The organism is Streptomyces sp. NPDC005566, assembly GCF_040605575.1.
Taxonomy (GTDB): domain Bacteria; phylum Actinomycetota; class Actinomycetes; order Streptomycetales; family Streptomycetaceae; genus Streptomyces.
In genome coordinates, this window is the sequence record NZ_JBEXDB010000005.1 from 201,970 (window position 1) to 222,637 (window position 20,668).

The following is a 20,668-nucleotide window of genomic DNA, read 5'->3' on the forward strand; positions in this document are numbered from 1 at the left end:
CCAGCCCTCCCGGCGCTTGAGGGCATCTCTTGAGCCCGGACACCCCCAGCCCTCCCGGCACTTGAGGGCATCTCTTGAGCCCGGACACCCCCAGCCCTCCCGGCACTTGAGGGCATCTCTTGAGCCCGGACACCCCCAGCCCGCCCGGCACTTGAGGGCATCTCTTGAGCCCGGCCACCCCCAGCCCGCCCGGCGCTTGAGGGCATCTCTTGAGCCCGTCCGGCGATTGAGGACCCGGGGCCCCGGGGGCGGAGCCCACGGTTTCGGGAAGGGGCGGGTAGGGGACAAGCCCCGCGCACCCAGAAGGGGCGCACCCGGTCCTCCGGGTGCGCCCCTCACAGCAACGCAGCAACGCAGACGCGTCAGACGCCCCGCGCCGCCGAGCTCACGTCAACGGTCGAAACGCTCGCGCGCCTGGTCCGACGCGCCCTGCGCCCGCTCCCGCGCGCCGGGCTGACCGGCGGCACGGTCCGCACGCTGCTCGTCGGCGTCGGACGGGCGGTCGTGCCGCTCGTCCCGCCGGCCGCCGGCCTTCTTCTGCTGCTTGGCCTGGTCGGCAAGCTCCTGCGCCTTGTCCTTGAACTGGTCTGCGATGCCCATGCTGTTCACTCCTATGTGGGTGCGTGGGGTCGGCCCCGGTGGGGCCTCGCTCAGACTTACACACCCGGACATTCATCGCATTTCGATCACTGACGCTCGGCCCGCGCCGCCCTGTCCGCCTCGCCGCCGGCCCCCACGAGCCCCTTGCTGACGCCGTCGAGCCGCGGCCCGAACCGCTTCATCTCCCGCTGCCCGACCGACCCGATCAGCATGGGCAGGTACCCGCGCACCGATTGCATCCCGCGCAGCCACCACTGGGCGTACACATGCGCGGAGCGACGCTCGATACCGGCGACGATCCGGTCCACGGCCGGACCCAGCGGATACGTACGGTTCGTCGGCCACGGCAGCCGCTGCCTCAACTCCCGCATGACGTCGTCCTCGTCGGCGCCGCGCACCATGTCCGTGTCGGTCCAGGACAGATAGCCGACCCCGACCTTCACCCCCCGGTAGCCGACCTCCGCACGCAGGCTGTGCGCGAACGCTTCCACGCCCGACTTGGACGCGCAGTACGCGCTCATCATCGGCGCCGGGGTGATCGCGGCCAGCGAGGCGATCTGGAGGAAGTACCCGCGGCTCTCCATGAGCACCGGCAGGAACGCCCGGCCCGTCACCGCGCCGCCGATCAGGTTCACCTCGATGACCCGCCGCCAGGCGACGGGATCGGAGTCCACGAACGGACCGCCCGAGGCGACCCCGGCGTTGGCGACGACGATGTCGACCTTTCCGAAGCGTTCCTTGACCTCGCGGGCGACCTGGGCCATGGCCTCGTGGTCGGTGACATCCGCGTACCAGTGGTCGCTCTCCCCGTGCAGCCGCTCCGAGACCTTCTTCAGCTCGTCCGGCTCCAGCCCGACCAGTGCCAGCGTGGCGCCGCGCGCCGAGAGCTTGCGGGCCAGCAGCTCGCCCACCCCGCGGGCCGCGCCGGTGACGACCACGACCTGCCCTTCGAGACTCCGCCTGCCGCTCATGCGACCTCCTCCTCGCGCACGGCCTGCGCCGCACTGTCCGCAGTGACGTACTCGGCCACCAGTTCCCGGAGTTTCGCGGTGACCACCTCGGGCGCTTCGACCGGCGTCATGTGGCCCATACCTGTCAGTTCCGTGAGCCCGAGGCTCTGGGGCAGCGCCGCCTCGATGGCCCGCGCGTGCACCGGCGGCGTCAGCCGGTCGTCGGTGCCCGCGATCACCGCGGTCGGCAGTCGCAGTTCCCTTACGCCCGACTGGAGATCGAGCTCCGCGAGCACGTGCCCCCAGGCGACACGGGCCTTGCGCGGACACGCGTGGACGATCCTGGCACAGGCGTCGACCCGCTCAGGGGCCGAACCGCGGCCCATCGTGGCGTACTTGAGGATCGCCTTCGAGACCGCCGTGACCGGACCGAGCGGCGCCCGCGCCCCGAGGACCTTCCCGGTCAGCCGTGTGCGGAGGGCGCCTGCCCGCATCGGCAGCACCAGCGACTCGGCCGTCAGCCGCGAACTGCCGGTGCTGCACAGCAGCACGGCCGCCCCGTGCTCGCGCACGGAGGCCCGCCCGGCTGCTGCCATCAGCGTCATCCCGCCCATCGAGTGCCCGGCGAGCACCGCCTTCTGCCCCGGTGCGAGCGTGGCCATCAGCACCGCCTCCAGATCGTCGGCCAGCTTCTGCGTGCCGTACCCGTCCGCACCCGCCTCCGGGGTGCGGCCGTGGCCCCGCTGGTCGTAGACGACGACCCGGTGGTCGGCCGCCAGGTCACGTACCTGCGCGTCCCAGAAGTGCGTGTTGCAGGTCCAGCCGTGCGCCAGGACCACGGCGGGGGCGTCGTCGGGTCCGTGCAGTTCGACGTGGATGCGCGCACCGTCGGCGGACAGTGCGGTCAGTTCGCGTACGGGCACGGGCGGGATGTCCGATCGGTGCAGCAGCCGGCTCATCGGGCGACCTCCTCGGTGACGGACTTCTGCGCGGTACTGGTGGCGGGCGGCCGGATGACCTCGTACTCCCCGAGGTCGACCGAGCGCGTGGCCCGCCGGAATTCGGCCGTCGTCCCCGGCCAGACCGTGGTGTTGCGCCCGGTGGAGTCCAGGTACCAGCTGGTGCAGCCTCCGGTGTTCCACACGGTTCGCTTCATCCGGTCCTGGACCCGGCGGTTCCACGCGCCCACGGCGGAGGTCCGTGCGCCGAGTGCGGCGCGTCCGCCCAGGACGTCCAGCTGGCGCAGGTAGTCGGCCATGTAGTTCAGCTGGGACTCGATCATGAGGATCATGGAGGAGTTCCCGAGCCCGGTGTTGGGGCCGATGACAGTCATCCAGTTGGGGAAGCCCGCCGCGGAGGCGCCACGCAGCGCCTGCATGCCGTCCTTCCAGGACTCGGCGAGCGTGATGCCGTCGGCGCCGACGACCCGGTCGGCGATCGGCATGTCCGTCACGTGGAAGCCGGTACCGAGGATGATCACGTCCGCCTCGGTCTCCGTACCGTCGGAGGCGATGACGGTGGAGCCCCGCACTTCGGCCAGGCCGGAGGCGACCACGTCGACATTCGGCTGGGCGAGCGCCGGGTAGTAGGCGTTGGAGAGCAGGATGCGCTTGCAGCCGATGCGGTACGAGGGGGTCAGTTTGGCCCGCAGTTCCGGGTCCTTGACCGCCCGCGCCATGTTGGCCTTGGCTATCCGCTCCACGAGGCCCAGCTGGTCGGGGTGCTTGGTGAAGGCGCCGACCTGCAACTCCCGGATGCCCCACAGCAGTCCGCGGCGCGCGGTGCCGGTGAACGGGAGCGTGCGGTGCAGCCACTTCTCGGCCCCGCTGATGGCGCGGTCCATGCGCGGCATGACCCAGGGCGGGGTCCGCTGGAAGAGCGTGAGCCTGCTCGCCCTGGGCTGGATCTCGGGCACGATCTGGATGGCGGACGCCCCGGTGCCGATCACCGCGACGCGCTTACCGGTGAGGTCGTAGTCGTGGTCCCACCGGGCCGAGTGGAAGACCTTGCCGGGGAACTCGGCGAGCCCTGGGATGTCCGGGAGTTTCGGGTCGGAGAGCGGACCGGTCGCGGAGACGACGACATCGGCGGTGACGGTGGCACCGTTGGCCGCCTCGATCACCCAGTGCAGCTCGTCGCCGTCCCAGCGCATGACCGTGACCTCGTGGTTGAACCTGAGGTGCGGGCGCAGTCCGAATGTGTCGGCCACGTGCTCCAGGTAGGCGCGTATGTGCTCCTGCCCGGAGAAGGTGCGCGGCCAGTCGGGGTTGGGCGCGAACGAGAAGGAGTAGAGGTGGGACGGTACGTCGCAGGCGCAGCCCGGATAGCTGTTGTCGCGCCAGGTGCCGCCGACGGAGCCGGCCCGCTCCAGGACCAGGAAGTCGGTGATGCCTTCACGGCGCAGCCGGACAGCGGCCCCGAGGCCCCCGAATCCGGATCCGATCACCGCCACTCGAACGTGTTCGTGCTGGGCCATGCTGCCGCCTCCCCGCGGTACGTCCCACGACTCTGCCAGCAATCACTGGCATTGTTGGGAGGGTAGAGCAGGACCGTACCGATGGGTAGGGGTCGCACCAAGGAAAGTTACCGGCGGTACAACATAGGGTGCGGGTGTGGCTGAAGGACGCGAGCACCGCGAGTACCGCATGGACGAGCTGGCCAAGGAGGCCGGCATCACCGTGCGCACCCTGCGTTTCTACCGGGAGCGCGGGCTGATCCAGCCGCCTCGCCGCGAGGGCCGCATCGCCTGGTACGACGACCATCACCTCGCGAGGCTGCGCACCATCACGGGCCTGCTGGAACGCGGCCACACCCTCAACGGCATCGCCGACCTCGCCACCACCTTCGACAGCGGCCGCGATGTCGCCGAGGTGCTGGGCCTGGGCGAACCGACCGAGGAGACCCCGGTCCGGCTCACCCCCGAGCAACTCGCCGACTACTTCAGCGACGAGGCCACGGCAGAGAATCTCGCCGCGGCCCTGGACCTCGGCTACCTCGCCACGGACGGCGACGAGATCGTGCACATCAGCCGCCGCCTGCTGGAAGCCTCCTCGGAGCTCGTACGGGAGGGAGTACCGCTCGCCGCGGTGCTCTCCTCCGGCCGCCTGGTCCGCGAGCACGCCGACGCGCTCGCGGATCTCTTCGTCCGCGTCATGAACACCCACGCCGCGGGCACCGAACCGGACCGGATGCGCAGCCTCGCCCACGCGGTGGTGGACGCCGAGATGTCCATGGCCCTGGACCGGCGGCTGCGCAGCGAGGACGGCCCCGGCAGCACTCCGCAGAAGTGAACGGCTACCGCTCGTACGTGACCGTCACCGGCGCATGGTCGCTCCACCGCTCGCCGTGCGTGGCCGCCCGCTCCACCCAGGCCTTCACCGCGCGGGCCGCGAGGCCACCGGTCGCCACCTGGTAGTCGATGCGCCAGCCCGCGTCGTTGTCGAAGGCCCGCCCACGGTAGGACCACCAGGAATAGGGCCCTTCCTCGTCCGGGCGCATCGCCCGGACCACGTCCACGTACGCAGCCTCGTCGAACACCCGGGTGAGCCACTCCCGCTCCTCGGGGAGGAAGCCCGAGTTCTTCTTGTTCGACTTCCAGTTCTTGAGGTCGGCCTCCCGGTGGGCGATGTTCCAGTCGCCGCACACGACCACCTCACGCCCCTCGGCGGCCGCCCGTACCCTGAGGCCCTTCAGGTAGGGCAGGAAGGCAGCCATGAAGCGCTCCTTCTCGTCCTGCTTCTCCGTACCGACGTCACCCGACGGCAGATACAGGCTCGCGACCGTCACACCCGGCAGGTCCACCTCGACGTACCGGCCGCTGCCGTCGAACTCCTCGCTCCCGGGGTCCCCGAAGCCACCGAACCCGGTCTGGACCCGCTCCGGGGCGTGGCGCGTGTAGATGGACACACCTGCGCGCCCCTTGGCCGCTGCGGGGGCGTGCACGGTGTGCCAGCCCTCGGGGTCACGCACCTCCTCGGGCAGCTGCTGCGGTTCGGCCCGGACCTCCTGGAGGCAGACCACGTCGGCCTCCGTCTGCGCCAGCCACTCGACGAAGCCCTTCTTCGCGGCAGCGCGGAGCCCATTCACATTCACACTGGTTACGGTGAGCATCCCGGCACAGTACCGATAGCCGCTAGTGCATACCTGTACCATGGCTCGCATGAATATCCAGCCTCGGCCTTTCGACCACCCCGACGCCGTCAAACTCAACGACCTGGTGCAGCTCGAATACGCCGAGCGTTACGGGGACGGGGGCGATATCACACCGCTCGACGCCACCATGTTCGATCCGCCGCGCGGACTGTACCTGCTCGCCTACGACGACCAGGGCACGCCCTTCGCCACCGGCGGCTGGCGCTCGCAGGAGCGGAACGCGGAGTGCTACTCCGACGGCGACGCCGAGATCAAACGGATGTTCGTGATATCCGAAGGCCGGGGCAACGGCCTGGCCCGGCGGATCCTCGCCGCCCTGGAAGCCGACGCACGGGCCGCCGGCCGCACCCGCATGGTCCTGGAGACCGGCGACAAGCAGCAGGAGGCGATCGCCCTCTACACCTCCAGCGGCTACACGCCCTGCTCGAAGTTCGGCCACTACCGGACGTACGAGAGCAGCATCTGCATGGCCAAGCCGCTGCAGCAGCCGTCCTAGGGAACCCGCGCCACACCCACGTAGAACCCGCTCCGCTCGTACACCGGAGCGGGCTGCTCCCGGTACCACTCGGTCGCCGAGACCAGCCCCGGCTCCACGAGGTCCAGCCCCTCGAAGAAGGGCTCGACCTCGCCGCGCGTCCGCATACGCAACGAGATCTCACCCTTGCGGTAGGCGGACTCGGTCTCCTGCCGGAGCTCCGGGTGCTGATCGGCCGTCCCGTGCGAGAGGACCAGGTAACTCCCTGACGGCAGCGCGCCGACCAGCGTCCTGGTGATGCCGTACGGGTCCTGGTCATCGGGCAGGAAGTGCATCAGCGCGATGAGGGACAACGCGACGGGGCGACCGAAGTTCAGCACCTCACCTGCGCGTTCGAGGATCGCCGCCGGCTGCCGCACATCCGCGTGGATGTACTCGGTCGCCCCCTCGGACCGGCCGACCATCAGCGCTTCCGCATGGCGCAGCACGATGGGGTCGTTGTCGGCGTAGACGACCCGGGCCCGCGGCGTGACGGCCTGGACGATCTGATGAAGATTCGGGGAAGTGGGTATCCCGGTGCCGATGTCCAGGAACTGGTCGATGCCCTGCTGGGCCAGCCAGTCGGAAGCACGGTGCATGAAGGCCCGGTTCCGCGCCGCGTTGGCCCGCGCCTCGGCAGGCAGCTTCTCCCCGACCGCCTGGTCGACGGGGTAGTTGTCCTTGCCGCCCAGGAGCCAGTCGTAGACGCGCGCCGGATGGGGCTTGCTGGTGTCGATCCGAGAGCTGGGCATACCGGCCGTCACAGGACGCTCCTCCGTAAGCAATCGCGGATACTGAGCGCTCGCCAAGAAGCGCGGCAACCGTCAACTGCGGTCACCGGGCGGCCAGGTGAACAAGACCGACCCTAAGCGAACAGGTACGCGCGCGTTCCGGGATCACATTCTGTTCACATGCCGCCGAGGGCCCTGAAACGAAGAAGTCCCGTCCGGTCGAATCGCGCGGGAGGCCGAACGGCCGGTCGAGCCGAGTCCGGCGGAACTGTCGTCCCGACATCCGCGCAGATGCCATCGACGGCAATCCGGAAGATCCTCGTACGATCTTCCCGAGCTCACCCCCGAACAACTCGCGCACTTCGTCGAGGAGGCACACCGACGTGCTGGACGACGTGCCGGAGAAGGCGGCCCTGAGCATCGATTCCATCGAGTCCGTGACACCGGGCGATACCGGCACGGCCGACGACGTGCTCGTGTGCGTGGTCCGCTGCGTCGAGGGGACGGCACGGCTGGGCATGGTGTTCCGGCACCCGGGCTCCGCAGTCGGCCCGGGAACGCCAGGGTTCCTGCTGACCGCCATCGAGTGGTACGGCCGGCAGGTCGGGCAACTGGACACCGTTCACTCCGGCAAGGTCACGCTCACGGGAGCCGGAGCGGAGACGCCGGCCCCACGCGATGTCCTGCACTCGGCACCGCGACACTGAACGACCCCGTCGGCCCGGCCGTCGCGCCCCGCACAGAAACGACGAAATCCCGCCCGATCGAAGTGATCGGACGGGATTCCGCCTGTGCGGTGGACCTGTGGGGATTTGAACCCCAGACCCCCTCGATGCGAACGAGGTGCGCTACCAGACTGCGCCACAGGCCCTTGCAACGAGTGAAACTTTAGCACCCCCACCGGGGTGCTCGGAAATCCGTATGCCGCAGGTCAGCCGAGTCGGTGTCGCCGCCGGTCTCACTCGTTGGCCGCACGGGGCCGGTCCCCGTCGTCGTACTGGTCGAAGAGCGGCGTCCGGCCCCGGTCCCGGGTGCGGCGGGGCTGGTTGGCGCGTCGGCGTGGCGCCGGGTCCGCCGCGGGCTCGGCGGGGTGCGCCGTTCCCGTCGGGGTGGGCTCCGCCGTGCTGGAGCGGGCCGCGCTCCAGGTGTCCGGGTCGCCGACCTCCACGCCGCCCGTGGCCCGCGGGGCCACCGGGGCGGTGACATAGGTCGGGAGGGGGACCGGGACCGGCTCCCAGCTGTCGCCCTGGGCAGGCCCGCGTTCGCGCTGCTGGTCCACCCACTCCGCGTGGTCCGTCTGTTCGACGAGGGCGCGGCGGCCGGCCTCCTGCGGGGAGACCGTGGGGGCGGGCACCGGATGGGAGTCGCGCCCTTCGGGCTCCTCGTCGGGCTCGGCGGGAGCCGTCGCCGCGGGCTGGTGCCTGCGGGGGCGGTTCTCGCGGAGCCGCTGTGCGGCAACCTCGGCCAGCCGGCGGTCCATGGTGAAGGCGAACCGGCGCCGCTCCTGGGCGCGCAGATGCACGATGTACGTGCTCAGCAGCACGGCCGGGACGGCGGGCGCCCACAGGAAGCGGAGTCCGCCGACCGCCGCGACGATCGCGCCGAGCGTGAACGCCAGGAACAGGACGATGGTCGTACGCCGACGGCGCGCCAGTACCTTCGAGCGCCGGGCCCGGCGCTCGCGCTCGGCTTCCGCACTCGACGTACGCGCGCGCTGTACGGGCGCGGGCCGCGCCGCCTGCGCGCGGCGCTCCGGGTCGGGACGCTCGCGCACCGGGTCGTGCAACCGGGCTTCCGTGTGCGCCGGGGGCGCGGAAAAGGCCCGGACGTCCACGGAACCCAATCGGTCCGTGACGGCGTCCGGGTCGACGTCGCCGGGCGCCTCCTCGGCATCGCGCTCCCGCAGCTCCTTGGCGTATCGGCGCTCCATCGCCGCCCGTCCGGACAGCAGCCGGATGGCGGTGCTGAAGCGTTCCGTCGGACGGGCCTCATTGAGCTCGTCCTGCCTGCGGAGCCACATCGGCACCAAGTAGGCGGCCCAGGCCCCGACAATGACTGCGTAGATGAGGCCGCTGCTGCTCACGCTCACACCGTAGAGGGGTTTGCACGGCGGCATCCGCCAATTGGCCCGGTGTGTCGCTCGATCCGGCTGATATCACGGACTTTTTTTGCGATTGTTCAGATCAGCAGTCGACGCGAGTGGGTTCGTTAGCGCTCAGAGAGCGATCAATTTCGAACACTTATTTCATTTCCCCGGGAGTGCGGGGCGCCGCGGGCCGCACTCTGCGCCAACGCCGGAGCATCCCGTCAGGGACTTCTTCCGCGGTGAGGGCAAAGATCAGGTGGTCCCGCCACGCACCGTCGATGTGGAGATAGCGGGGACGCAGCCCTTCCTCACGGAATCCGAGCTTTTCCACGACTCTCCGGCTGGGGCCGTTCTCCGGCCGAATGCACACCTCGATCCGGTGCAGACCGACGGTGCGGAAACAGTGGTCGACAGCGAGCGCCACCGCGGTCGGCATCACGCCGCGGCCCGCCACACTCCGGTCCACCCAGTAGCCGACATGGCCCGAGCACATCGATCCCCAGGTGATCCCGGCCACCGTCAGCTGCCCGACGAGACGTCCCTCGAACTCGATGGCGAAGGGCAGCATCCGGCCCGCGTTCGCCTCGGAGCGCAGATGACGGATCATCTGACGGTAGGTGGGGCGCTGGGCAAGCGGGGCGCCGGGCGCGGGGGGCGGAACGGTCGCCTCCCAGGGGCGCAGCCAGTCACGGTTGCGCCGGTTGACCTCACGCCAGACGCGCTGGTCACGCAGCTTTATCGGGCGGAGGGTGATCTCGCCGTCGGTCAGGATCACCGGCCAGGTCGGGACGTTCAGTTCGAGCTCCCCGGTCGGGGGTGATCGCCGCCGCGCACCTGGTCGACGGCGTGCACCAGAAGCCTGCTCAGGACGGCGAGGCCGTCGCGCACCCCGCCGGTGGAACCGGGCAGGTTCACGATGAGGGTGCCGCCCGCGATACCTGCGAGGCCCCGCGAGAGCGCTGCGGTGGGAACCAGGTCCCGGCCTTCGGCACGGATCGCCTCGGCAATGCCCGGGATCTCGCGTTCGACGACACGCCGAGTGGCCTCCGGGGTCCGGTCGGTGGGCGAGATGCCCGTACCTCCGGTGGTGAGGATCACGTCATAGCCGGCTGCCGCGCCGGCCCGCAGGGCCGCCTCGACGGGGTCGCCGTCCGGGACGATCTGGGGGCCGTCCACGGCGAAGCCGAGACCGGTGAGCGCCTCGACGATGATCGGGCCGCCCTTGTCGGCGTAGACGCCGGCCGATGCGCGGTTGGACGCGGTCACGACGAGCGCGGCGTAGGGGGCGGTGAGCGCGGCTCCGGACGGGGACGGACCGGCCGTCTCCGGAACGGTGCCGGAGGGTTCGTTGTCGGGCGCGGTCATGCGTCCGCCCCCTCCGGCGCGGGGCGGCGGTAGTCGCCGGACTTGCCGCCCGACTTCGCCTCCACCCGGATGTCCGTGATCACCGCGCTCTTGTCGACCGCCTTGATCATGTCGATCACCGTCAGCGCGGCGACCGAGACGGCGGTCAGCGCCTCCATCTCGACCCCCGTCCGGTCGGCGGTCTTCACGGTGGCGAGAATCTCCACGGCGTCGTCCGCGACGCTCAGATCGACTGTCACACCGGAGACCGCGAGGGGATGACAGAGCGGGATCAGGTCCGGGGTGCGCTTGGCCCCCATGATTCCGGCGATCCGCGCGGTCGCGAGCGCGTCGCCCTTGGGGACGCCCTCACCCCGGAGGAGCTCCACCACACGCGGCGACACGAGGACCCGGCCACTGGCCCGGGCGACGCGCGCCGTGACGTCCTTCTCCGACACATCGACCATGCGGGCCGCGCCCGCCTCGTCGATGTGCGTCAGCCTGTTCTGCGTACTCAACTCACTCCGCCTAGCGGTAGGGCGCCGGTTGCCCGCTCGGCCCGCACACACACGTGCGGGCGGGCCGGGGGTCCGGGGGGCTTCCCCCGGTAAGGCACAGCGCCAGATACCGTACCGCCACCGCGCGGAAGTCAGCGGAGGAGGATCACCTCGGTCTCCGCGCCGGGCTCCGCGGAGGTGACGTCCTCGGGCAGCACGATCAGCGCGTCCGCCTGGGCGAGCGCGGCGATCAGATGCGATCCGGAACCGCCGACGGGGGTGACGGTGCCCGCCTCGGAGTCGTACGTACCCCGCAGGAACTGCCGCTTGCCGGACGGCGAGGCGAGCGCCTTGTCCGTGCTCAGCGTGGCACGGACCGTGGGACGGCGGACATCCTGCAGTCCCATCAGGGTCCGGATCGCCGGCCGTACGAACAGCTCGAAGGAGACGTACGAGGAGACGGGGTTGCCGGGCAGCGCCATCAGCGGGGTGTGGTCGGGGCCGATCGAGCCGAAGCCCTGCGGCTTGCCCGGCTGCATGGCCAGCTTCCGGAAGTCGATGCCGCTGCCCGGGTCGTCCTCGTCACCCACGGAGGACAGGGCTTCCTTGACCACGTCGTACGCCCCGACGCTCACGCCGCCGGTGGTGACGACGATGTCCGCGCGGATCAGCTGGTCCTCGATCGTGGCGCGCAAGGTCTCCGCGTCGTCGGCGACCGCGGGCACCCGGTAGGCGATGGCCCCGGCGTCCCGTGCGGCAGCTGTCAGCGCGAAGCTGTTGGAGTCGTAGATCCGGCCGCCGGTCAGCTCCTCACCGGGCTGCACCAGCTCGCTGCCGGTGGAGAGCACGACGACGCGCGGGCGCGGCCGCACCTTCACCGTCGAGCGGCCGATCGCGGCGAGCAGCCCGATCTGCGGCGGCCCGACGACCGATCCCGCGCGCAGTGCCAGATCTCCCGGCTGGACGTCGCTGCCCCGGGCCCGGACGTGGGCGCGGGCCTCGGCGGGGCGGTGCACACGGACCTCGCCGCTCGCCCCTTCCGGTGCGTCGCTGTGGGCGCGCATGGACTCGGCCGGGCCGCCGCCCGTACCCCCGTCGGTCCACTCGACCGGGACGACCGCGTCGGCGCCGGCAGGCAGGGGGGCGCCGGTCATGATGCGGGCCGCCTCGCCCGGGGCCACCGACCGGCCGTCGGCGAGTCCGCCGTCGCCCGCCGCGACGTCGCCGATGACGGTCAGGACGGCGGGGAACTCCTCGCTGGCGCCCTCGACATCGGAGACCCGGACGGCATATCCGTCCATCGAGCTGTTGTCGAAGGGCGGCAGAGCAACCTCGACCATGACGTCCTCGACCAGGACACAGCCCTGCGCGTCGGCCAGCTGCAGCTCGATGGGCTCCAACGGCCGCACCGCGGCGAGGATGTCGTCCAGGTGCTCGTCCACCGACCAGATCGTGGTGCTCAAGCTGTCTACAACTCCTCGTTGACGTAACTGCGGAGCCAGGTCCGGAAGTCCGGGCCCAGGTCTTCACGTTCGCACGCGAGTCTGACAATGGCACGCAGGTAGTCGCCGCGGTCACCGGTGTCGTAGCGGCGGCCCTTGAAGACGACGCCGTGCACCGGGCCGCCGGACTTCTCGTCCTCGGCCAGCAACTGCAGTGCGTCGGTGAGCTGGATCTCGCCCCCGCGGCCGGGCTCGGTGTGACGGAGTATGTCGAAGATCGCGGGGTCCAGGACATAGCGGCCGATGATGGCGAGGTTGCTGGGCGCATCGGCCTGGTCGGGCTTCTCGACCAGGCCGGTGATCCGTACGACGTCACCGTCGGCGGTGGCCTCGGTGGCCGCGCAGCCGTACATGTGGATCTGCGACGGGTCGACCTCCATCAGCGCGATGACGCTGCCGCCCTCACGCTCCTGGATCTCCACCATCCGGGCGAGCAGCGGGTCGCGCGGGTCGATCAGGTCGTCGCCGAGGAGCACGGCGAACGGCTGGTCACCGACGTGCGGCGCGGCGCACAGAACCGCGTGGCCGAGGCCGCGCGGGTCACCCTGGCGGACGTAGTGCATGGTGGCCAGGTCGCTGGACTCCTGGACCTTGGAGAGCCGTTCGGCGTCTCCCTTGCGGGTCAGCGCGGACTCCAGCTCGTAATTCCGGTCGAAGTGGTCCTCCAGGGGACGCTTGTTCCGACCGGTGATCATCAGTACGTCGGAGAGGCCCGCTCCGACGGCCTCCTCGACGACATACTGGATGGCGGGCTTGTCGACGACAGGCAGCATCTCTTTGGGAGTGGCCTTGGTGGCCGGCAGGAACCGGGTGCCGAGACCTGCAGCCGGGATGACGGCTTTGCTGATCCTGGGGCGCGACTGAGTCATGTGCAGACTCTAACGGGTGCGTATGGGCGGAAGATGAGCGTCCGGTTAACTTCGCACTCATACAACCCGATACGAGAATTATGCGAGCACCCTTGAACCACGACATGTCCGGAAAGGCGCCCTTGCGGCGCGAACTGCTCGCCGCGCGAAGGCTTCTGACCTCTCAGGACGTCGAGAACGCCGCCGCGGTTCTCTCCTCCGCCGCACTCGTTCTTCCGGAGCTCGACGGAGCCCGGACCGTCGCCGCCTATGTGTCCGTGGGTCGCGAACCCGGGACCCGCCCGCTCCTGGACGCGCTGCGTGCGCGGAACGTACGGGTACTGCTGCCGGTACTCATGGCCGACAACGACCTGGACTGGGCGGCGTACGAGGGCGCTGAACACCTCCTGCCCGCAGGCCGAGGGCTGCTGGAACCGGACGGAGCACGCCTGGGGCCGGCCGCGGTCCTGGACGCCGACGTGGTCCTGCTGCCCGGGCTCGCGGTGGACCGGCGCGGGATGCGGCTGGGCCGGGGCGGCGGCAGCTACGACCGGGTACTGGCCCGGCTGTCGGCCGCCGGTGCCCACCCCGCCCTCGTCGTCCTGCTGTACGACGACGAGGTGGTCGCGCAGGTTCCGGAGGAACCGCACGACCACCCCGTGGATGCCGTGGTCACGCCGGCCGGAGCGCGGCGCTTCACTGCCTAGGTGATCCGTGGCGTTGCCGGGGGTTCCTGGGCGTGGCCCGGCGTTCCCCGAGTGCCGCCTAGGGTTTCTTGAGCGTCAGGGTGTCGACCGTGGACTGCCCGACCGCCCTGCTGGTGAAGGACCAGTCGAGCAGCTCTCCGTCGACCCATTTGTCGGTCTGATCGGTGTAGTGAGCGCTGAACGCGTGCCCGGAGGCCCCGGTCAGGTTGATCCAGCGGGACTTGTCCCATTCCCCCACGTTGACGACCATCCGCATCGACGGGACCCAGATGACGTCGTAGCCGCCCGCCGCGTTCCAGCCGGTGGCGTTGACCGCCGCTTCGCCGCCGCCGAGGTGCCAGGGGCCTCGGTTGAGGGCCCGCTGCAGAAGGCCGGGGCCCTCGGTGCCGAGCGTCTGGTTGCGCAGGGTCAGCTGGTGCAGCCGGCCCCAGCTCCAGGTGGTGACGTCCTTGCCGAGCTCGGCCGTCAGCTCCCAGCGGGCGTCTTCCATGGCGCGGGCGAAGAGCTCGTCACGGTCGTCGATCGACTCTTCGCGGCCCCTGGCCGGAGCCTTCCACCACTCGTTGTCCTTGTCCTCGAGGATGGAATTGACCACCTCGTACCAGCGGTCGCCGCCGTCCGGCTGGGCGGCGTCCGGGGCGCGCTGACCGCATTCCCGTACGAGCTTGTCCTGCTCGTCCACCGGGCCCGTGCCGGAGGCGGGCGGCACGCTCAGGCAGTCACCCTCGGCGCGGAGCTCCTTGGGGAGCTTGTTGCCGAAGGCCAGCTTGAGGATGTTGCGCCAGACGCCGTTGAAGTAGGCGGCCGCCGCCGAGTCGGGCTCCTGGAGGTATTCCCAGTTCTCCAGCAGCTTCTGCGTCTCGCGGACGTTCTTGTCGGAGATGTTGATCTTCAGCAGATAGGGCACCAGCTTCGCGGCGATCACGCTCTGGTTGTCCATCTGCATGGTCTGCATGTCGTCGGTCGAGATCTTCCCGCCGCCCTCGATCTTCAAGTCGATGAGATCGTTGATCCGCTGGCTGCGGGCGCCGTAGCCCCAGTCCTCGGTGAGCAGATGAGGGTACTTCTCGTCGATGACCGCCTGGTTGGCGGTGACGATGTAGCCGCGCTCCGGGTTGTACTCGTACGGCAGTTCCTTGAAGGGGACCGGCTTCTTCTCCCAGCCGTACTCCGAGTTCCATCCAGGGCTCGGCACCGTGCCGTTACCGGTCTTGCGAACCGGGATCTTGCCGGGGGCCTGGTAGCCGATGTTGCCCTCTTCGTCGGCGTAGATGAGGTTCTGCGAGGGGACCTCGAAGTGCTCGGCGGCCGCCTGGAAGGTCTTGAAGTCCTTGGCCCGGTTCAGCTCGAAGACCGCGTCCATCGACTTTCCGGGTTCCAGTGCGGTCCACTTCAGCGCGACCGCGTAGCCGTCGCCGCGGTCCGGGGCGGAGTTGGTGACGGGCGCCTTCTTGCCGACCTTCTCCAGCTCGCCGCTGCGGTCGGAGACCACCGGGCCGTTGTTCGTCTCGCGCACGGTGATGTGCCGGCTGCGGCCGCCGGCGACCTTGATGGTCTCCTCGCGGGTGACGAAGGGCTTGGTCCTGCCGTCGTACTGGTAGCCGTCGCCCGAGACCTTCTCCAGGAAGAGGTCGGTGACGTCCGCGCCGAGGTTCGTGAAGCCCCAGGCGATGTCCGCGTTGTGGCCGATGATCACACCGGGCATCCCGGAGAACGTGTAACCGGCGGTGTCGTACCGGCAGGTTTCCGAAGGCACCCGGCAGTGCAGCCCCATCTGGTACCAGAGCGAGGGAAGTTGCGGCGCCAGGTGCGGATCGTTGGCCAGCAGCGGCTTGCCGGTCGTCGTGTACTGGCCGGAGACGACCCAGGAGTTCGAGCCGATGCCGCTGCCGTTGGGTCCCAGCAGCGCCGGGATCTCGTCGAGGGTCTCGGAGAGCGCGGAGAGCTGGGTGTTGAGGCCCTCGGTCGCACCCTCGGGGGTGTTCGAACCGATGCTGTCCGACGGCTCGGCGTCGGGCTCGAACGTGCCGGTGACCGAGGAGACGGCACCTTGCCGGACGATCGGCTTGTTCTTGTCGTACGGGTAGGCCGGGTAGAGCTCTTCGATCTGCTTCGCGCTGAGCCTGCTGGTCATCAGCGAGCGGTCGATCTCGTCCTGCATGTTGCCGCGCAGGTCCCAGGCCATCGCCTTCAGCCAGGCGACCGAGTCGACCGGGGTCCACTCGGTGGGCTTGTAGTCGTTGGTCAGGCCGAGGGCGGCGTACTCGACGGAGATGTCCTTGCCGTCCTTGCCGGCCAGATACGCGTTCACCCCCTCCGCGTACGACTGGAGGTTCTTCTTGGTGTCCTCGTCCAGCATCGTGTCGTACTCCACCTGGGCGACCTTGCGCCAGCCAAGCGTGCGCAGGAAGGAGTCGGTCTCGACCTGGCCGGAGCCGAACATCTCGGAGAGCCGCCCGGACGTCATATGACGGCGTACGTCCATCTCCCAGAAGCGGTCCTGGGCGTGGACGAAGCCCTGGGCGCGGAAGAGGTCGCTGTCGGAGTCCGCGTAGATCTGCGGGATCCCGTAACTGTCGCGTTTGACGTCGACGTTGCCGGTAAGACCCTTGAGCTCGATCGAACCGGTCGTCTGCGGGTACGAGGCCCGAACCGTGGAAACGGACCAGAACGCGCTATACCCGACACCCGCGACAAGCGCCAGCACCAGGACGATCACGAACAGGCGGGCGCGTCGCCCCTTCTTCCTGCCGGACTTCTTCGCATCGGAAGAACCGGAAGGGGCGGTTGTGTTGGCGGGCATCGCTGTCCTTCGCGGGGCAGGGTGGTCCTGGGAGTGCAGGAGCAACCATAGGCGCCCCGCCGAAGCCACTCGGACGCGGTATGGGGATGCATCCATTTGCGCACTGCTCGCACGAACACTCGAAGGCGTCAAGAAAACGTTAAAGATTAGGTAAGGTAACGAAGTACTGGCCCCCGGAGGTCGATCCGGAGGGCGTACGCAGGGAAGGAACGGACCCTGACTGTCCACGATCTCAACGAACTTCTGCTCGTCTGCTCACTCGTCCTGCTGGTCGCCGTCGCGGCCGTACGCATTTCGTCCCGCAGCGGGTTCCCCAGCCTGCTCCTGTACCTCGGCATCGGGATCGCCATGGGTCAGGACGGCATTTTCGACGTCAAGTTCGACAACGCCGAGCTGACCCAGGTGATCGGCTACGCCGCCCTGGTCGTCATCCTCGCCGAGGGCGGACTGGGCACGAAGTGGAAAGAAGTCAAACCCGCGTTGCCGGCAGCAGCCATGCTGTCGACCGTCGGGGTGGGCATCAGCGTGGGCGTCACCGCGAGCGCGGCACACTATCTCGTCGGCCTGGACTGGCGACAGGCACTGATCATCGGTGCGGTCGTCTCCTCCACCGACGCGGCGGCCGTCTTCTCCGTGTTGCGCAAGGTCCCGCTCCCGTCCCGGATCACGGGCGTGCTGGAGGCCGAGTCCGGCTTCAACGACGCCCCGGTGGTCATCCTGGTGGTGGCGTTCTCCACGGTCGGCCCCGTGGAGCACTGGTACGTGCTGGTGGGCGAAATAGCCCTGGAGCTGACCATCGGCGCGGCCATCGGGGTCGCGGTGGGCTGGCTCGGCTCCTTCGGGCTGCGTCACGTCGCGCTGCCCGCGTCCGGCCTCTACCCGATCGCCGTGATGGCCATCGCGGTGTCCGCGTACGCCGCGGGCGCCATGGCTCACGGCAGCGGATTCCTGGCCGTGTACCTCGCCGCGATGGTCCTCGGCAACTCCAAACTGCCGCACTGGCCGGCCACCCGGGGCTTCGCCGACGGGCTCGGCTGGCTGGCGCAGATCGGCATGTTCGTCCTGCTCGGCCTGCTGGTCACCCCGCACGATCTGGGCGACGACTTCTGGCCTGCCGTGGTCGTGGGGCTGGTTCTCACCGCGGTCGCGAGACCGCTGTCGGTCTTCATCAGCCTGGCGCCGTTCCGGCTGCCGGGGCGCGAGAAGGCCCTGATGTCCTGGGCCGGGCTGCGCGGCGCCGTACCCATCATCCTGGCGACCATTCCCATGGTGTCCGAGATCGAGGGCAGCACCAAGATCTTCAACATCGTCTTCGTCCTCGTCGTCGTCTACACCCTCGTCCAGGGGCCGACACTGCCCTGGCTCGCCAGGGCACTGAAGATCGGCGAGGATCCGTCCGAGGCCGCCGACCTGGGCATCGAGTCGGCACCCCTGGAGCGGCTGCGGGGGCACCTGCTGTCCGTCGCGATCCCGGCGAAGTCGAAGATGCACGGAGTCGAGGTCGGCGAGCTGCGACTCCCCGCCGGGGCCGCTGTCACCCTCGTCGTACGGGACGGGAAGAGCTTCGTGCCCGCGCCGTCCACCGTGCTGCGGCGCGGGGACGAGCTGCTGGTGGTGGCGACCGACCCGGTACGGGACGCGGCGGAAGCACGGCTGCGGGCGGTCGGGGAGGGCGGCAAGCTGGCCGGCTGGCTGGGCACGGCAGTCCCCCGGGACCACGGGTCCCTGGGGATGGAGGTGCCGCACGTGATGAAGCTCGCGAAGAGGCTGGGCAAGGGCGGACCGGGCAAGGGCGGCACACAGGAGGACACGCGGACGCGCCACTGATCGTAGGTGGTGACGCGTACCTCATGTGCAATCACAGGCACATACGACATACAGCCTGTAAGATGAAGGATTGCTACCGAAGAACCACCTGATCTGATCCAGATCGACCACATAGATCGACCAGTCTTGATCGACCACCTCTGTCTGATGCAGAGCTGGCGCGACCGTATGGCGGTCGTGGCGTCCTTTTCGCTTCCCTGACATCTCTGGAGCGAGCGCCCGGCATCTACCGCAGTTCCGCGCGAAGAGGACAGCTCTCGGCAGCTCCCGCACGAGCCGCGGCACCCCGGGTGCCGCGGTACCCGGGAGCACGGCTACCAGGCGGCAGAAAGGCAAGGACCGTGGCATCCACGGTCTCCGACCGCCCCGGTTACGGGCAGTTGCTGCGCACCCCCGGTGCGTGGACCTTCCTCCTCCCGGGCTTCGCGGCCCGGCAGCCCTTCGCGATGCTGACCATCGGCATCGTGCTGCTGGTCCAGCACACCACCGGTTCGTACGGCAGCGCGGGCGCTGTCGCCGCCGTCTCCGGTGTCTCGATGGCACTGTTCGCCCCGCAGAGCGGCAGGCTCGCCGACCGCTTCGGCCAGCGCGCCGTGCTCCTGCCCGGCGTTCTCGTGCACTCGCTGTCCGTGGGCGTCCTGACCGGGCTCGCCCTGGCGCACGCACCCCTGTGGGTGCTCTTCCTGGCGGCCGTACCCACCGGGGCCTCCATCCCGCAGATCGGGCCGATGGTCCGGGCCCGCTGGGCGGCCCGGCTCGGGGCCGCCCCGGGGCGTCCCGCGTCCCCGCTGATGTCGACCGCCGCCGCCTTCGAGTCCGTGACGGACGAGTTCACCTTCGTCGTCGGCCCCGTCCTCGCGACGGCGCTGTGCACCGGCGTGCACCCGGCGGCCGGGCTGATCGCCGAGGCCGCCCTGACACTGGTCGGCGGAGTTCTCTTCGCCGCCCAGCGCTCCACCCAGCCCGCACCCCGTGACGCCGCGACCGCCGCCGAGCCGCACCGCTCCGCACTGTCCGTACCGGGGGTCCGGGTACTCGCCATCACCTTCCTCGGGATCGGCGCCGTCTTCGGCGGAATGCAGGTCTCGCTGACGGCGTTCTCCGAGGAGATCGGCAGGCCGGGAGTGAACGGGCTGCTGTACGGGGTCTTCGCGGCCGGCAACATGCTGGCCGGGATCGCCTGCGGGGCCATCGCCTGGAAGAGCAGTCCGCGTCGCCGGCTGATCGTCGGCTATGTGGCCCTGACCCTGACCGCTTCCGGGCTCTGGGCGGTGCACTCCGTGCCGCTGCTGGCCGGTCTGGGGCTGCTGGTCGGCCTGTGCATCGCTCCGGCGCTGATCAGCGGGTACACGCTGGTCGAGGCGCTGGTGCCGGCATCGGCCAGGACAGAGGCCTTCACCTGGCTGACGGGCGCTGTGGCGCTCGGCCAGGCGGCCGCGGTCACGGTGGCCGGACAGCTCGCGGACTCCCACGGTGCGAGTACCGGATTCGTGGTGCCGCTGCTGGGAACGGTGCTGGCGCTGGCAACCCTGCTGGCCCTGCGCTCGAGGCTGACACCGAGGTACCGGGGACGGACGGTGGCACGTGGGATCGGTCACCGCGAGCCGGTCACGGTGGACTGATCGCTCGGAATACGTCACTATGGAACGTCGTTAGCACTCACTGAGTGAGAGTGCCAGGAGGAGCAAGTGCCGACCTATCAGTACCAGTGCACCGAGTGCGGCGAGGGCCTCGAGGCGGTGCAGAAGTTCACCGATGATGCCCTGACCGTGTGCCCGAACTGCGAGGGACGCCTGAAGAAGGTGTTCTCGGCGGTCGGCATCGTCTTCAAGGGATCCGGTTTCTACCGGAACGACAGCCGCGGCTCCTCGTCGAGCAGCACGCCGGCGACGTCGCCCGCGAAGGCATCCGGTTCCGCGCCCGCCACGTCGACGTCCTCGTCGGGGTCGTCGGGGTCGGACTCGAAGCCCGCCGCGTCGAGTTCTTCGTCGTCCGCGTCCTCGTCGGCGTCGTCGTCGTCGAGCGGCACATCGGCCGCCTAGACCGCCCGCTTGCACCACACGCTTCACCGGGACCCCGCTGATCCACTCGGCGGGGTCCCGGTCGT

The 20,668-nt window shown here is 69.8% G+C and carries 20 protein-coding genes and 1 tRNA gene; 7 read left to right on the forward strand and 14 right to left on the reverse strand.

The window, feature by feature from the left end; translation table 11 throughout:
* Positions 1–390 precede the first annotated feature (390 nt).
* The 4 genes from ABZS61_RS10050 to ABZS61_RS10065 form a co-directional block, all read right to left on the reverse strand.
* A complete protein-coding gene (locus ABZS61_RS10050) occupies positions 391–600 on the reverse strand; it encodes a hypothetical protein (RefSeq protein WP_356417684.1) in 210 nt (69 codons plus the stop codon).
* A gap of 86 nt (positions 601–686) precedes the next feature.
* On the reverse strand, positions 687–1,571 hold the full coding sequence (locus ABZS61_RS10055; protein ID WP_356417685.1) for an SDR family oxidoreductase: 885 nt from the start codon (positions 1,569–1,571) through the stop codon (positions 687–689).
* Positions 1,568–2,509: an alpha/beta fold hydrolase gene (locus tag ABZS61_RS10060; RefSeq protein ID WP_356417686.1), complete on the reverse strand. Its 942-nt coding sequence runs from the start codon at positions 2,507–2,509 to the stop codon at positions 1,568–1,570. Before ABZS61_RS10060 ends, ABZS61_RS10055 begins: the two co-directional genes overlap by 4 nt.
* On the reverse strand, positions 2,506–4,026 hold the full coding sequence (locus ABZS61_RS10065; RefSeq protein WP_356417687.1) for an NAD(P)/FAD-dependent oxidoreductase: 1,521 nt from the start codon (positions 4,024–4,026) through the stop codon (positions 2,506–2,508). Before ABZS61_RS10065 ends, ABZS61_RS10060 begins: the two co-directional genes overlap by 4 nt.
* A 169-nt stretch (positions 4,027–4,195) precedes the next feature.
* On the opposite strand from ABZS61_RS10065, the gene ABZS61_RS10070 reads away from it, so the two are divergent.
* Complete coding sequence (locus tag ABZS61_RS10070; protein ID WP_356417841.1) at positions 4,196–4,840, forward strand: MerR family transcriptional regulator; 645 nt, start codon at positions 4,196–4,198, stop codon at positions 4,838–4,840.
* A gap of 4 nt (positions 4,841–4,844) precedes the next feature.
* Here the strand turns inward: ABZS61_RS10070 and ABZS61_RS10075 are convergent, their stop codons facing one another.
* Complete coding sequence (locus ABZS61_RS10075) at positions 4,845–5,660, reverse strand: exodeoxyribonuclease III (protein ID WP_356417688.1); 816 nt, start codon at positions 5,658–5,660, stop codon at positions 4,845–4,847.
* 49 nt (positions 5,661–5,709) lie between these two features.
* On the opposite strand from ABZS61_RS10075, the gene ABZS61_RS10080 reads away from it, so the two are divergent.
* Complete coding sequence (locus ABZS61_RS10080; protein WP_356417689.1) at positions 5,710–6,198, forward strand: GNAT family N-acetyltransferase; 489 nt, start codon at positions 5,710–5,712, stop codon at positions 6,196–6,198.
* Here the strand turns inward: ABZS61_RS10080 and ABZS61_RS10085 are convergent.
* Positions 6,195–6,980: an SAM-dependent methyltransferase gene (locus ABZS61_RS10085; protein ID WP_356417690.1), complete on the reverse strand. Its 786-nt coding sequence runs from the start codon at positions 6,978–6,980 to the stop codon at positions 6,195–6,197. The genes ABZS61_RS10080 and ABZS61_RS10085 overlap by 4 nt on opposite strands.
* A 350-nt stretch (positions 6,981–7,330) precedes the next feature.
* Between ABZS61_RS10085 and ABZS61_RS10090 the strand changes: the two genes are divergently transcribed.
* Positions 7,331–7,654, forward strand: a complete 324-nt coding sequence (locus ABZS61_RS10090; RefSeq protein ID WP_356417691.1) for a hypothetical protein — start codon at positions 7,331–7,333, stop codon at positions 7,652–7,654.
* 90 nt (positions 7,655–7,744) lie between these two features.
* Here the strand turns inward: ABZS61_RS10090 and ABZS61_RS10095 are convergent.
* The 7 genes from ABZS61_RS10095 to galU form a co-directional block, all read right to left on the reverse strand.
* Positions 7,745–7,818 (reverse strand) — tRNA-Ala (locus tag ABZS61_RS10095).
* Positions 7,819–7,905: 87 nt separating this feature from the next.
* Positions 7,906–9,063, reverse strand: coding sequence for a gephyrin-like molybdotransferase receptor GlpR (gene glpR, locus ABZS61_RS10100; protein WP_356417692.1), 1,158 nt, complete (start codon positions 9,061–9,063; stop codon positions 7,906–7,908).
* A 124-nt stretch (positions 9,064–9,187) separates the two neighbouring features.
* On the reverse strand, positions 9,188–9,808 hold the full coding sequence (locus ABZS61_RS10105) for a GNAT family protein (protein WP_356417693.1): 621 nt from the start codon (positions 9,806–9,808) through the stop codon (positions 9,188–9,190).
* A gap of 17 nt (positions 9,809–9,825) precedes the next feature.
* Positions 9,826–10,398 carry a MogA/MoaB family molybdenum cofactor biosynthesis protein gene (locus ABZS61_RS10110; RefSeq protein WP_356417694.1) on the reverse strand — a complete coding sequence of 191 codons (573 nt, stop codon included), beginning with the start codon at positions 10,396–10,398 and terminating at the stop codon, positions 9,826–9,828.
* On the reverse strand, positions 10,395–10,895 hold the full coding sequence (moaC, locus tag ABZS61_RS10115) for a cyclic pyranopterin monophosphate synthase MoaC (RefSeq protein WP_356417695.1): 501 nt from the start codon (positions 10,893–10,895) through the stop codon (positions 10,395–10,397). Before moaC ends, ABZS61_RS10110 begins: the two co-directional genes overlap by 4 nt.
* Positions 10,896–11,026: 131 nt before the next feature.
* A complete protein-coding gene (glp, locus tag ABZS61_RS10120) occupies positions 11,027–12,337 on the reverse strand; it encodes a gephyrin-like molybdotransferase Glp (protein ID WP_356417696.1) in 1,311 nt (436 codons plus the stop codon).
* Between the two features lie 5 nt (positions 12,338–12,342).
* Positions 12,343–13,245: a UTP--glucose-1-phosphate uridylyltransferase GalU gene (gene galU / locus ABZS61_RS10125; RefSeq protein WP_356417697.1), complete on the reverse strand. Its 903-nt coding sequence runs from the start codon at positions 13,243–13,245 to the stop codon at positions 12,343–12,345.
* 104 nt (positions 13,246–13,349) lie between these two features.
* Between galU and ABZS61_RS10130 the strand changes: the two genes are divergently transcribed.
* On the forward strand, positions 13,350–13,931 hold the full coding sequence (locus tag ABZS61_RS10130) for a 5-formyltetrahydrofolate cyclo-ligase (protein ID WP_356417842.1): 582 nt from the start codon (positions 13,350–13,352) through the stop codon (positions 13,929–13,931).
* Between the two features lie 58 nt (positions 13,932–13,989).
* Here ABZS61_RS10130 and ABZS61_RS10135 read toward each other — a convergent pair whose 3' ends face one another.
* On the reverse strand, positions 13,990–16,734 hold the full coding sequence (locus ABZS61_RS10135; protein WP_356417698.1) for a penicillin acylase family protein: 2,745 nt from the start codon (positions 16,732–16,734) through the stop codon (positions 13,990–13,992).
* Positions 16,735–16,977: 243 nt separating this feature from the next.
* On the opposite strand from ABZS61_RS10135, the gene ABZS61_RS10140 reads away from it, so the two are divergent.
* From ABZS61_RS10140 to ABZS61_RS10150, 3 genes are all read left to right on the forward strand, one after another.
* Positions 16,978–18,561: a potassium/proton antiporter gene (locus ABZS61_RS10140; protein WP_356417843.1), complete on the forward strand. Its 1,584-nt coding sequence runs from the start codon at positions 16,978–16,980 to the stop codon at positions 18,559–18,561.
* Between the two features lie 341 nt (positions 18,562–18,902).
* Positions 18,903–20,183: an MFS transporter gene (locus tag ABZS61_RS10145; protein ID WP_356417699.1), complete on the forward strand. Its 1,281-nt coding sequence runs from the start codon at positions 18,903–18,905 to the stop codon at positions 20,181–20,183.
* A 66-nt stretch (positions 20,184–20,249) separates the two neighbouring features.
* Positions 20,250–20,603 (forward strand): FmdB family zinc ribbon protein, encoded by a 354-nt coding sequence (locus ABZS61_RS10150; protein WP_356417700.1) that lies wholly within the window; start codon positions 20,250–20,252, stop codon positions 20,601–20,603.
* Positions 20,604–20,668: the final 65 nt, after the last annotated feature.